Raw genomic sequence first — 11,815 nt, 5'->3', positions numbered from 1 at the left:
CGGCAGCCCCGCCGGACGACTCCGGCGGGGCCACTGCGGTGTGACGCGGCTACTTGCCGGTCTCCTTCTCGTACGCCTTGATGACCTCGTCGGTCGGGCCGTCCATCAGCAGCTCGCCCTTCTCCAGCCACAGAACACGGTCGCAGGTGTCCCTGATCGACTTGTTGCTGTGGCTGACCAGGAAGACCGTGCCCGCCTCCTTGCGGAGCTCCCGGATACGCTGCTCGGAACGGATCTGGAACTTCCGGTCACCGGTGGCCAGCGCCTCGTCGATCATGAGTACGTCGTGGTTCTTGGCCGCCGCGATGGAGAACCGGAGCCTGGCCGCCATGCCGGACGAGTAGGTCCGCATCGGCAGCGTGATGAAATCGCCCTTCTCGTTGATGCCCGAGAAGTCGACGATGCCCTGATAACGCTCGCGGATCTCCTCGCGCGACATGCCCATCGCCAGGCCGCCGAGTATGACATTGCGCTCGCCCGTGAGGTCGTTCATCAGCGCCGCGTTCACGCCGAGCAGCGAGGGCTGGCCGTCGGTGTAGACCTTGCCGCTCTCCGTCGGCAGCAGTCCGGCGATGGCGCGCAGCAGGGTCGACTTGCCCGATCCGTTGGAGCCGATCAGGCCGATGGCCTCGCCCCGGTACGCGGTGAACGTCACACCGCGTACGGCATGGACCTTGCGGACGCCGCGCGAAGCGCTCTTGTCCTTGCCGACGATCCGGCTGAGCGCCGCTGTGGCGCCGCCCTTGCCACCGCCACCGGCGTTGACGCGGTACACGATGTGCACCTCGTCTGCGATGACCGTGGGGACGCGCGCCTGGTTGTTTTCCTCAGCCACGGCCGTACCGCTCCTCAGCCTTCCAGAAGTACACAAAGCCCGCGATGCCCATGAAGACCGCCCAGAACAGTGCGGCGACCCAGACGTGCGGGGGCAGGTTCGACGAACCGTACCCGTCGATCAGGGCGTACCGGATGAGATCCATGTAGATGGCAGCCGGGTTGTACTGCAGGGTCTGCCCGATCCAGGGCGGCTTCCCGGCCAGCATCACCTTGATGCTGAACATGACACCGGACGCGTACATCCAGGTCCGCATGATGAACGGCATCAGTTGGGCCAGGTCCGGGGTCTTGCTGCCCAGCCGCGCCATGACCAGGGCGATCCCGGTGTTGAACAGGAACTGGAGGACCAGCGCGGGGATCACCAGCACCCAGCGGAGCGAGGGGTAGCTGCCGAAGCCCACCGCCACGATCAGCAGCACGATCATGGAGAACAGCAGTTGCTGCAGCTGTTGCATCGCGAACGAGATGGGCAGCGAGGCGCGGGGGAAGTGCAGCGCCCGGACCAGCCCGAGGTTCCCCGAGATCGCCCGGACGCCGGCCATCACCGAACTCTGCGTGAAGGTGAAGACGAAGACGCCGGTGACCAGGAAGGGAATGAAGACGGAATGGGACATCCCCCGGCCGGAATGCAGGATCAGGCCGAAGATCAGGTAGTAGACCGCCGCGTTCAGCAGCGGGGTCGCCACCTGCCACACCTGGCCGAGCTTGGCCTGGCTGTACTGCGCCATCAGCTTGGCCTGGGAGAAGGCCAGGATGAAGTGGCGTCTTCCCCAGAGTTGCCGGGCATAGGCGAGGAGGCCGGGCCGGGCACCGCTCACCGACAGGCCGTACTTGCCGGCCAGCTCGGCCGGGGACAGACCGTCGTCGGGAGACGGGCGGTCGCTCAGCGCGACCGCACCGTCATGGGTTGTGTCACTCACAAGTTGAAACTTTCGTGTTCAAGATGCGCTGTCGGATCGGGGCGCAGGCGGCCGGGGTCAGGAGTACGCCCGATGCTCTCAGACTCGAGCCTCCCGGACCACAGGAGGTCGGTTCGGACGGGTCGGCTCAGATCACCGGCGGCCGGCCCAGCCGGGTCAGCCGCCAGACGGTACGCCATTTCATCGGGCTGCGGCGACCGCACGGCGTCGTCCAGCCTTCCTTGAAGCCGCCGAACCAGGCCTTCAGCGCCGGACCCGAGGGGCGGCGGAGCAGGGTGAGCAGCACCCACACGCCGAGATAGACCGGCACCAGCGGCGCAGGAAGGTTACGGCGCGCGAGCCATACCCGGTTACGGGCGACCATCCGGTGGTAGACCGCGTGCCTGGACGGTGCCGTCGCCGGGTGGTGCAGGACCATGTCGGCCCGGTAGTCGATCATCCAGCCGCCGTCGAGGGCCCGCCAGGCCAGGTCGGTCTCCTCGTGAGCGTAGAAGAACTCGCCGGGGAGCGCGCCGACCTCGGCGATGACCCGGGACCGTACGGCGTTGGCGCCGCCGAGGAAGGTCGTCACCCGCGAGGAGTGCATCGGGTCGGAGGCCCGCAGCCGCGGGACGTGACGGCGCTGGGTGACCCCGGTGTCCGGATCGGCGATCCGGAAGCTGATGATGCCCAGCTCCGGGTCGGCTGCGAAGGCTTGCCGGCAGAGCTCAGCGGTGTCGGTGTTGGGCAGCAGCCCGTCGTCGTCGAGGAAGAGCAGCACATCCACGTCGGTGCCGGAAGGGCCGAAGGCCTCGATACCGACGTTGCGGCCGCCGGGGATGCCGAGATTCTCGGGCAGCTCGACGGTGCGTACGCCCGCCGGTACGTCCGGTACCGGGGCTCCGTTGCCGACCACGACCACCTCGACCGGTGCGCCGTCCTGCTTGGCGACCGAGTCGAGCAGGGCCCGCAGCTCGTCGGGGCGGTTCCCCATGGTGATGATCACCGCGCCGACCTTCAGGGGGGCACTCATTTGAGCCTGCTCGAGGCCAGGATGGACACCAGGTGCAGCAGAGTCTGCAGGAGGGCGATACCGGCCAGCACGGCGACGCCGAGCCGGGAGAAGAACAGGTCGCCCCTGACCGAGTCCACGATCGCCAGGACCAGGATCAGCAGAGACGCCTCGATCCCCAGGACGAGCCGGTGGAACTTCAGCGCCGCGGCCGCCCTGCGGGCCAGCGCCACGCCGGACGAGCGCGGCTCCGACGCGGCCTCCTTGACCGGCGGCAGGCCCTGCTGGTGGCGGGCGACACCGACCAGGTCGGTCTCCGCCTTGATCAGGATGGCGCCGAGGGCGGCGAGAGTGCCGAGGAAGGCCCACAGCCAGTCGATCCGCCCGGAGCCCCACAGATCGGCGGCGCGCAGACCGAAGCCGACCAGCACCGCGGCGTCGCACAGGTAGGCGGCGACGCGGTCCAGGTACACGCCGGCCATCGAGTACTGCTTCTTCCAGCGGGCGAGCTCGCCGTCGACGCAGTCGAAGAGCAGGTAGAGCTGGACCATCACCACGCCGAGTACCGCGCCGGTGATCCCGGGAACCAGGAGGGCGGGGGCGGCGAGGGCGCCGGCGACCGTCATCACGTAGGTCACCTGATTGGGGGTGACCCGCGTGTTCACCAGGTGCCGGTCCATGCGCAGCGAGAGCTCGCGCATGTAGAGGCGGCCTCCCCAGTGCTCGCCGCTCCGCCGGTCCTTGACGCCCGGAGGATGAACGACCGGGCGGAGTTCAGCTACCGATGGCTTTTGCATAGTCGGCGTAAGCGTCCTTGATCTGGTCTGCGGACAGGTTGAGGTGCTCCAGGACGGTGAAGCGTCCCGGGCGGGTCTGCGGGGCATAGGCGACGGCCCGGACGAACTCGTCCACGCTGAAGCCGATCTCTTCCGGCAGTACCGGAAGCGCGTGCCGGCGCAGCACCTCGGCGAAGAGCCCGGACTCCTCCACCGCCCCGCGCAGATGCATCGCGAAGGCAGCGCCGAGTCCCACCTGCTCCCCGTGGCTTGCGGCGCGCTGCGGGAAGAGCAGGTCGAAGGCGTGGCTGATCTCGTGGCAGGCGCCGGACGAGGGCCGGGTGTCCCCGCTGATGGAGATCGCGATGCCGGAGAGCACGAGCCCCTCGGAGAGGACCATCAGGAACTCGTCGTCGCCCACCCCACCGGGGTGTCGCAGCACCGCTTCCCCCGCGGTACGGGCCATCGCGGCGGCCAGTCCGTCGATCTCCTCGCCGTTGACCCGATGGGAGAGTTCCCAGTCGGCGATGGCCGAGAGGTTGGAGATCGCGTCACCGATGCCGGAGCGGATGAAGCGGGCCGGGGCCGCGCGGATCACATCGAGGTCGATGACGATCGCTATCGGCGTGGGGACTCCGTAGGACCCCCGGCCGTTGTCGTTGTCCAGTGTGGACACCGGCGAGCAGATGCCGTCGTGCGAGAGATTGGTCGCGACAGCGACCATCGGCAGGCCCACCCGCGCCGCCGCGTACTTGGCCACGTCGATGATCTTGCCGCCGCCCAGGCCGACCACGGCGTCGTACCGCTTGCCCTTGATGCCGTCGGCCAGGATGACCGCCGAGTCGATGGTGCCGTCGGCGACCGCGTACCAGTCGGCGCCGGGCAGCAGCGGGGCCAGCTTCTCGCGCAGGACCTGGCCCGAGCCGCCGCTGACCGCGAACGCGAGTTTGCCCGACGCGGAGATCCGCTGGTCGGCGAGGAGACCGGCCAGATCATCCAGGGCGCCGCCCCTGATGTCCACGACGACCGGGGAGGGGATGAGCCTCGTCAGTACTGGCACGCGATCTCACGGCCCTTCGCCAGGTCGTCGTGGTTGTCGATCTCGACCCACTTCAGGTCGCCGATCGGGGCCACGTCGACGCGGAAGCCGCGGTTGACCAGTTCCTGGTAGCCGTCCTCGTAGTACAGGTCGGGGTCGCGCTCGAAGGTGGCCCGCAGGGCGTCGGCGAGTTCTTCGGCCGCTTCCGGCTCGATGAGGGTGACCCCGATGTACTCGCCGGTGGCCGACGCCGGGTCCATCAGCTTGGTGATCGTACGGACGGCGTTGGCGTCGTCCGTGATGACCTTCATCTCCTCGTCGGCGAGGTGCTTCACCGTGTCGAGGGCGAGGATGATCCGCTGGCCCTGGCCGCGGACGGCGAGCAGCGTCTTCTCGACGGAGACCGGGTGCACCGTGTCGCCGTTGGCCAGGATGACGCCCTGCTTGATGACATCACGGGCGCACCACAGGGAGTAGGCGTTGTTCCACTCCTCGGCCTTGTCGTTGTCGATCAGCGTGAGCTTGACGCCGTACTTCGCTTCGAGCTCGGCCCGGCGCGCGTACACGGCCTCCTTGCGGTAGCCGACCACGACCGCCACCTCGGTGAGCCCGACCTCGGCGAAGTTGCCCAGCGCGATGTCGAGGACGGTGCGCTCACCGTCCACGGGCACCAGGGCCTTCGGCAGGGTGTCCGTGTAGGGACGCAGACGCCGGCCGGCGCCGGCGGCCAGTACGAGGCCGATCATGCGGTTTCTCCTTCGTCATGTACAGCGGGTGCTCCGGAAGACACCCAGAAGCGGATGCTTTCCGCGACCACCACAAGAGCCACGGCCACGGCGAGCACCGTGAGCGCGACAGTGAAACCCGGGGTGTCGGTGGACTGTGCCGTCAGCAGTGCGGCGAGTACGGCCACCACCAGCGTCCGGCCCTCGTGCCCGCCGACCGTCCGCACCAGCCACCGGGGCGGCGCGCCGGTGCCACCGCGAATGCGGTACACCGTGTCGTAGTGATGGTAGGCGACCGCGGACACCAGTCCGAAAGCCGCGGGCACCGCCTCGTGCCCGTCGGAGCGGGCTGCCAGCACGAGGATCGTGAGGTACTCGGCGGCCCGGAAAACGGGCGGTACCAGCCAGTCGAGCGGGCCCTTGAGCGGGCGGGACACTGCCGTCCCGGCGCAGACGGCGTACACGGCGGCGGCCACCGCCGGCCACCAGCTGCCCACCGGCGCGAGGAGCGAGGTGGTGACCACTGCGGCACCGCCGAGGAAGGCGATCACCGGAAGCGCGCCGCGCGGTCCGCGGACGAGACGGCCGGCGATCCGGGCGATCGGACCCGAGTCGGCGAGGTCCGCCAGTGCCTGGGCCGCCCGGTCGGTACGGGTGGCGCGGCGGGTCAGGGAGCGCAGCACCCGTCCTGCCGTGGTGTAGCAGGCGGCGAGCGCGCAGCCTATGAGCAGCGCGTAGAAGACGATCCGGGGGGTGGTCACCGCGGTCAGTACCGCGATCATCGCCCATCGCTCGCCGATCGGCAGCACGATCATCCGGCGTACCCAGACCGTCCAGCCGACGCTGTCGAGCTTGTCGGAGAGTGCGGCTGTGGGGCTGGTGTTCGACGTCGCGTCGTGGTTGGCCTCGCTGAACGAGAAGTCCACGACATGGCGCCCGGTCTGCAGCACCAGCGCGCCGAGTGCGAGTACCCAGACGTCGTCGCCGCTGCGGGCCGCGCCCAGCGCGAGTCCCGCGTAGTACGCGTACTCCTTGGCCCGGTCGAAGGTCGCGTCGAGCCAGGCGCCGAGCGTCGAGTACTGCAGTGAGTAGCGGGCGAGCTGCCCGTCCGTGCAGTCCAGGACGAAGGAGCACAGCAGCAGCACACCGGCGGCGACATAACCCGCCCGGGTCCCGGTCGCCGCACAGCCGGCCGCGATGAGCGCGGTGAGCAGCGAGGCGGTGGTGACCTGGTTGGGGGTGAGTCCCCGGCGGGCGCACCAGCGCGCGATGTACCGCGAGTAGGGGCTGATGCAGTACGTCGTGAAGAAGCCGTCGCGGGACTTGACCGCAGTACGCAACCGCACCGCCTCGTCGTCGACCGCGGCGACGGCGGCCCTGGCCTCGTGCCTGCTCTGCGGGTCGAAGGGGACTGCGGCGATCAGGCTGCCCAGTTCGGGCCGCTGCACCGCGGTGCCTTCCCGGTCCAGCGCGGCGGCGAGGGCGTCGGGGCCCGGGTCGCTGACGGCCAGTACCCGGTTGAGCGCGGGGCGCGCCTCGGGCTGGACGGCGAGTGCGCCGGGGACCGCGGCGGCGGAGAAGCGGGGGTCGGTCAGCGCGAGCCTGAGCGAGTGCAGGTGTCCGACGAAGCGGGTGTCGACGACGGCGACGCGCTCGTCGGCCGGGGCCGCGACGAGCAGCTTGGTGGTCTCTTCGGCCTCGGCTGCAGTGCATACGTCAAAGCCCAGCGACCGGAGATCGCTTTCGAGCGACGATCCGGGTACCGGCGCACCGGTGAGGATGGCGGTCGACAGACGAACTCACTCCTTGGAGCCGGCGTGGCACACGCTGAGACGGCCCGTCCCAGGCAGGGGCGGGCGACGTGTCGGCAGAGGCTATCGGATGGATGGAAGCTGGAGTTCACGGGCCGTTTACGTCCCGACCACGCCGGGCCCGGCTGTGCTCCACCTGCCGCGGACATCATGATCGATCGATCCCCCGGGCGACAAACCGCGGGACTCGCGCACATCGGCGCTCTATAGGGTGGCCGGTATGACATGGCTGATCACAGGTGGTGCGGGATACATCGGGTCGCACGTGGTGCGGGCGATGGCGGCGGCCGGTGAACGGGTGGTCGTCCTCGATGACCTTTCCAGCGGGGCGGCCGAGCGGCTGCCGGACACCACCGTGCTGGTCCGCGGATCCGTCCTGGACCGCGAGCTGCTCGACGAGACCCTTGCCCGGTACGAGGTCGGCGGTGTGGTGCATCTCGCGGCCCAGAAGCAGGTCGGGGAGTCGGTGGAGCAGCCACTGCGCTACTACCGGGACAATGTCCACGGCCTGACGGTGCTGCTGGAAGCGGTGGTCGCAGCGGGGGTGCGGCGCTTCCTCTTCTCCTCGTCCGCCGCCGTGTACGGCGTTCCCGATGTGGAGTTGATCACCGAGTCGACCCCCTGCCTGCCGATCAACCCGTACGGCGAGACGAAGCTGGCCGGCGAGTGGCTGGTGCGTGCCGCGGGCCGGGCGCACGGGCTCTCCACGGCTTGTCTGCGCTACTTCAATGTGGCGGGCGCGGGGACGCCCGCGTTGGCGGACACCGGGGTGTACAACGTCGTCCCGATGTTCTTCGACCGGCTGACCCGTGGTGAGGCCCCCCGGATCTTCGGTGACGACTACCCCACACCCGACGGCACCTGCATCCGCGACTACATCCATGTCGCCGACCTCGCCGACGCCCATCTCGCGGTCGCCCGCAAGCTCTCCGGCGAGCGGGCTGCCGGTGATCTCACCATCAACATCGGCCGCGGTCAGGGCGTATCGGTGCGGGAACTGGCCGATCTGGTGGGCGAGATCTCCGGACTCCCCCTGCCGCCGGTGATCGAGCCACGCCGGCCCGGAGACGCGGCGAAGGCGGTCGCCTCTGCGGAGCTGATAACCCGGGAACTCGGCTGGAAGGCATCGCGCGGGGTGCGCGAGATGATCGATTCGGCGTGGCAGGGATGGTGCGCGCAACACCCCGAGGCCGGCCGGGACTGACCTCGACACCGCGCCGACCTGCGATCATTTCCGCAGGTCAGCGCAGCTGACAACGGTGTTCAGTCTCGTGTTGCCCGGTACCCCTGCACCGTAGTTAGCTGGCTTCCCGACAGACCTGCTCGCGAACCGGAAGGTGGCCTTCATGGGGGCTGGGCACGATCACGGACATGCGCACGGCGGGCCGCCGCCGACCGGCACCGCTGCGGCGGCCCATCGGGGGCGGCTGCGGATCGCGCTCTGCATCACCCTGAGCGTGATGGTCGTGGAGATCGTCGGCGGTCTGGTCGCGGATTCCCTGGCGCTGATCGCGGACGCCGCGCACATGGCGACGGACGGGCTCGGGCTCGCCATGGCGCTGCTGGCCATCCATTTCGCCAACCGGCCGGCCAGCGGGAACCGCACCTTCGGCTTCGCCAGGGCGGAGATCCTGGCGGCGCTCGCCAACTGTCTGCTGCTGCTGGGCGTGGGTGGCTACGTCCTTTACGAGGCGATCCAGCGGTTCATCAGTCCGGCCGACACCGCGGGCGGCCTCACCATCGTCTTCGGTCTGGTCGGCCTGGTCGCCAACATGATCTCGCTCGCCATTCTGGTGCGGGGGCAGCAGGACAGCATCAACGTCCGCGGCGCCTATCTGGAGGTGCTGGCCGACGCACTCGGCTCGGTCGCCGTGCTGGTCTCTGCCGGGCTGATCCTCGCGACCGGCTGGCAGGTCGCGGACCCCGTCGCGTCCTTGGTGATCGGCCTGATGATCGTTCCTCGTACCGTCAAGCTGCTCCGCGAGACGCTCAATGTGCTGCTGGAGGCGGCACCGAAAAACATCGACATGGGAGACGTACGGGCCCATATCCTGGGCCTGCCCGGTGTGGCGGACGTACACGACCTGCACGCCTGGACCATCACCTCCGGCCTGCCGGTGCTCTCCGCGCATGTGGTGGTGAGCCCCGGCGTCCTCGACTCGGGCGGGCACGAGAAGATACTGCACGACCTGCAGGGCTGCCTCGGGCACCACTTCGATGTGGAGCACTGCACGTTCCAACTCGAGCCCGGGGGCCACGCGGAGCACGAGGCGAAGCTCTGCCACTGACTGCCGGCCGTCGCCGGACACAAGGACGCACCCGCAACACCGGTATGGGTGAACTTCCCCACGCCGACGGGTCGTTCGGACGGGGGCGCCGTGGCCGCCGGGTACCGCGTACTCGGCGTGTACGGGCAGCCGGAGAGCGACTGGGAACTCGCCATGCGGCGTGATCACGGCGGGGAATACGGTTATGCCGGATACGCCTTGCACCCCGAGCACCCGGCCGGTGTCACAGCGGCCGGAGAATTCTGATATTCCGGTCGGTGCCCCCACCACGCAGTGTGCTGGGGGCACCGACACGTCCCGCGCTCCGAAGTGCGGACAAGCCGCTTTTGTACGGCAGACTGAGGAGCCGGTGATGCCCGATGCTAAGGATGGTTATGTCGAACGGCGCAGCAGAAGCGATCATGCTCGAACTGGTCGATGAGAGCGGCACGACCATCGGGACGGCGGAGAAGCTCTCCGCACATCAGGCCCCCGGTCAACTGCACAGGGCCTTCTCGGTGTTTCTCTTCGACGAGTCGGGACGGCTGCTGATCCAGCGTCGGGCGCTCGGCAAGTACCACTCCCCCGGTGTGTGGTCCAACACCTGCTGCGGGCATCCGTATCCGGGCGAATCCCCGTTCGCCGCCGCGGCCCGGCGCACCTACGAGGAGCTGGGCGTCTCCCCCACCCTGCTCGCCGAGGCGGGCACGGTCCGCTACAACCACCCGGACCCCGAATCGGGCCTGGTCGAGCAGGAGTTCAACCATCTCTTCGTGGGGCTGGTGCGGCTGCCCCTGCACCCCGACGCCGAGGAGGTGGACGACACAGCATTCGTCACCGCGGCCGAACTGGCCGAGCGTCACGCATCGGCTCCGTTCTCCGCCTGGTTCATGACGGTGCTCGACGCGGCGCGACCCGCGGTCAAAGAGCTGACGGGGCCACGCGGCGGCTGGTGAGCGCCGGAGCGAGCGGCAGCGCGGCCCAGATGACCTTGCCGCCGCTCGCGGTCTGTTCCACCCCGCAGGTGCCGCCCGCATCGGCGGTCATCTCGCGGACCAGCATCAGCCCGCGGCCGCCGGTCTGCCCGTGGTCGGCCTCCAGCGCCTTGGGCCGGTACGGATGGTTGTCCTCGACGGACACCCGGATCCACGCTGCTCCCACCGCGACCTCGACGGCCACTTCGGGGGAGAGCAGGGCGGCGTGCCGTACCGCGTTGGTGACCAGTTCGGAGACGATCAGCAGCAGGCACTGCACCGTTTCGTCGACCACCGGGACCTGCTGGCGTCTCAACAGATCCCGGACGGCGTGCCGTGCCTGCGGCACCGAGACGTCGACCGCGGGAGCGGTGAACCGCCACACGCCTTCGTACGACGGGGGACGGACCGAAGCCGGCTCGGGCGGGCTGTTGCTCCCGCGGCTCTCCATATCCCGGCCCCCGCCCTCGCGCTCGGTTGTCACCACACGACGAGTGTTGGGAATGAACAGGACGGTACCGGTCAACTGAACAGAAGTCAGCGCCTATCGACGTAATTCGATCGTCAAGGTTCGACTATGCCTCTTCTGCGACCGATTCCGATCTCTTACTCATGCTTTTGCATTCACATTTCCTGCTTACCGGCTCCGCTAGCATCCGAGGCATGGAGCCGCAGCTCGACCACACCATCGCGGACGGAATCGCCACCGTCGTCATCAACCACCCCGCCAAGCGCAACGCGATGACGGCCGGTATGTGGCGGTCGTTCCCGGCACTCCTCGACCGGCTGGCGGGCGACCCCGCCGTGCGTGTCCTGGTGCTCACCGGTGCGGGCAGTACTTTCTGCGCCGGCGCCGACATCTCCACCCTGCACGAGCCCGGCGAGCAGGCACAGGGGCTCGCGGTCCGGGCGGAGGAAGCGCTCGCCGCCTTCGCCAAGCCGACGCTGGCGGCCGTACGCGGCTACTGCGTGGGCGGCGGCTGCCAGCTGGCGGTAGCGTGCGACCTCCGCTTCGCCGAGGAGGGCGCCTCCTTCGGCGTGACGCCGGCGAAGCTCGGCATCGTCTATCCCGCGTCCGCCACGCGCAGGCTGGTGGGCCTGGTGGGTCCGGCCACTGCCAAGTACCTGCTGTTCTCCGCCGAGTTGATCGGCACGGAGCGCGCGCTGCGCTCCGGCCTGGTCGATGAGGTGCTGGCCGCCGGAGAACTGGACAAGCGGGTAGCCGAGTTCAGCCGGATCCTGGTGTCGCGGTCGCAGCTGACGCAGGCCGCAGCCAAGGAGTTCGCCGGGGGCCACCACGACCGCGATGCGTACTGGAGGGACCAGGCCCATGGGGCGGGCGACACCGCAGAGGGGGTCACCGCCTTCCTGGAACGGCGCGAGCCGCGCTTCACCTGGAGCCCTGCTCCGCCGGCTGCGGGCGTCGCCGATACGGGATGACCAGGGGGAGGGCTCCGTCTTCGGTGCGGTCACAC

General features: G+C 69.3%; 13 protein-coding genes. 5 read left to right on the top strand and 8 right to left on the bottom strand.

Features of this window, described 5'->3' with window-relative positions; all coding sequences use genetic code 11:
• Positions 1-49: 49 nt before the first annotated feature.
• From AB0436_RS05485 to AB0436_RS05455, 7 genes are all read right to left on the bottom strand, one after another.
• Positions 50-835: an ABC transporter ATP-binding protein gene (locus AB0436_RS05485; protein WP_366466398.1), complete on the bottom strand. Its 786-nt coding sequence runs from the start codon at positions 833-835 to the stop codon at positions 50-52.
• A complete protein-coding gene (locus tag AB0436_RS05480) occupies positions 828-1,757 on the bottom strand; it encodes an ABC transporter permease (protein WP_366466397.1) in 930 nt (309 codons plus the stop codon). Before AB0436_RS05480 ends, AB0436_RS05485 begins: the two co-directional genes overlap by 8 nt.
• A 127-nt stretch (positions 1,758-1,884) precedes the next feature.
• Positions 1,885-2,769 (bottom strand): glycosyltransferase, encoded by an 885-nt coding sequence (locus tag AB0436_RS05475; RefSeq protein ID WP_366466396.1) that lies wholly within the window; start codon positions 2,767-2,769, stop codon positions 1,885-1,887.
• On the bottom strand, positions 2,766-3,545 hold the full coding sequence (locus tag AB0436_RS05470; protein WP_366466395.1) for a CDP-alcohol phosphatidyltransferase family protein: 780 nt from the start codon (positions 3,543-3,545) through the stop codon (positions 2,766-2,768). Before AB0436_RS05470 ends, AB0436_RS05475 begins: the two co-directional genes overlap by 4 nt.
• Entirely contained in the window at positions 3,523-4,584 is a 1,062-nt protein-coding gene (locus AB0436_RS05465) for an iron-containing alcohol dehydrogenase family protein (RefSeq protein WP_366466394.1), read from the bottom strand. The genes AB0436_RS05470 and AB0436_RS05465 overlap by 23 nt, the downstream gene beginning before the upstream one ends.
• The gene (locus AB0436_RS05460; protein WP_366466393.1) at positions 4,572-5,309 is read right to left on the bottom strand and encodes a phosphocholine cytidylyltransferase family protein; all 738 of its coding nucleotides are present in this window, start codon (positions 5,307-5,309) and stop codon (positions 4,572-4,574) included. The genes AB0436_RS05465 and AB0436_RS05460 overlap by 13 nt, the downstream gene beginning before the upstream one ends.
• Positions 5,306-7,081: a DUF5941 domain-containing protein gene (locus tag AB0436_RS05455; protein WP_366466876.1), complete on the bottom strand. Its 1,776-nt coding sequence runs from the start codon at positions 7,079-7,081 to the stop codon at positions 5,306-5,308. Before AB0436_RS05455 ends, AB0436_RS05460 begins: the two co-directional genes overlap by 4 nt.
• A 238-nt stretch (positions 7,082-7,319) precedes the next feature.
• Here AB0436_RS05455 and galE point away from each other — a divergent pair, with 238 nt between their 5' ends.
• From galE to idi, 4 genes are all read left to right on the top strand, one after another.
• Positions 7,320-8,303 (top strand): UDP-glucose 4-epimerase GalE, encoded by a 984-nt coding sequence (galE, locus tag AB0436_RS05450; protein WP_366466392.1) that lies wholly within the window; start codon positions 7,320-7,322, stop codon positions 8,301-8,303.
• A gap of 142 nt (positions 8,304-8,445) precedes the next feature.
• Complete coding sequence (locus AB0436_RS05445; RefSeq protein ID WP_366466391.1) at positions 8,446-9,387, top strand: cation diffusion facilitator family transporter; 942 nt, start codon at positions 8,446-8,448, stop codon at positions 9,385-9,387.
• 48 nt (positions 9,388-9,435) lie between these two features.
• Entirely contained in the window at positions 9,436-9,633 is a 198-nt protein-coding gene (locus AB0436_RS05440) for a hypothetical protein (protein ID WP_366466390.1), read from the top strand.
• 128 nt (positions 9,634-9,761) lie between these two features.
• Positions 9,762-10,322, top strand: a complete 561-nt coding sequence (gene idi, locus AB0436_RS05435) for an isopentenyl-diphosphate Delta-isomerase (RefSeq protein WP_366466389.1) — start codon at positions 9,762-9,764, stop codon at positions 10,320-10,322.
• On the opposite strand, the gene AB0436_RS05430 is transcribed toward idi, so the two are convergent.
• On the bottom strand, positions 10,288-10,791 hold the full coding sequence (locus AB0436_RS05430; RefSeq protein WP_366466875.1) for an ATP-binding protein: 504 nt from the start codon (positions 10,789-10,791) through the stop codon (positions 10,288-10,290). The two genes, idi and AB0436_RS05430, sit on opposite strands and share 35 nt — an antisense overlap.
• A gap of 212 nt (positions 10,792-11,003) precedes the next feature.
• On the opposite strand from AB0436_RS05430, the gene AB0436_RS05425 reads away from it, so the two are divergent.
• Positions 11,004-11,780 carry an enoyl-CoA hydratase/isomerase family protein gene (locus AB0436_RS05425; RefSeq protein WP_366466388.1) on the top strand — a complete coding sequence of 259 codons (777 nt, stop codon included), beginning with the start codon at positions 11,004-11,006 and terminating at the stop codon, positions 11,778-11,780.
• Positions 11,781-11,815 lie beyond the last annotated feature (35 nt).

Origin of the sequence: Streptomyces sp. NPDC051322 (assembly GCF_040689485.1) — a bacterium.
Lineage (GTDB): Bacteria > Actinomycetota > Actinomycetes > Streptomycetales > Streptomycetaceae > Streptomyces.
The sequence above is the reverse complement of the archived record's forward strand: the minus strand, read 5'-3'. Positions and strand labels throughout refer to the sequence as shown.

Excerpts from the sequence above, each read along its gene's own strand:
- AB0436_RS05475 (WP_366466396.1), bottom strand. The coding sequence starts at position 2,769 with ATGAGTGCCCCCCTGAAGGTCGGCGCGGTGATCATCACCATGGGGAAC.
- AB0436_RS05470 (WP_366466395.1), bottom strand. The coding sequence starts at position 3,545 with ATGCAAAAGCCATCGGTAGCTGAACTCCGCCCGGTCGTTCATCCTCCG.
- AB0436_RS05460 (WP_366466393.1), bottom strand. The coding sequence starts at position 5,309 with ATGATCGGCCTCGTACTGGCCGCCGGCGCCGGCCGGCGTCTGCGTCCC.
- galE (WP_366466392.1), top strand. The coding sequence starts at position 7,320 with ATGACATGGCTGATCACAGGTGGTGCGGGATACATCGGGTCGCACGTG.
- AB0436_RS05445 (WP_366466391.1), top strand. The coding sequence starts at position 8,446 with ATGGGGGCTGGGCACGATCACGGACATGCGCACGGCGGGCCGCCGCCG.
- idi (WP_366466389.1), top strand. The coding sequence starts at position 9,762 with ATGTCGAACGGCGCAGCAGAAGCGATCATGCTCGAACTGGTCGATGAG.
- AB0436_RS05430 (WP_366466875.1), bottom strand. The coding sequence starts at position 10,791 with ATGGAGAGCCGCGGGAGCAACAGCCCGCCCGAGCCGGCTTCGGTCCGT.
- AB0436_RS05425 (WP_366466388.1), top strand. The coding sequence starts at position 11,004 with ATGGAGCCGCAGCTCGACCACACCATCGCGGACGGAATCGCCACCGTC.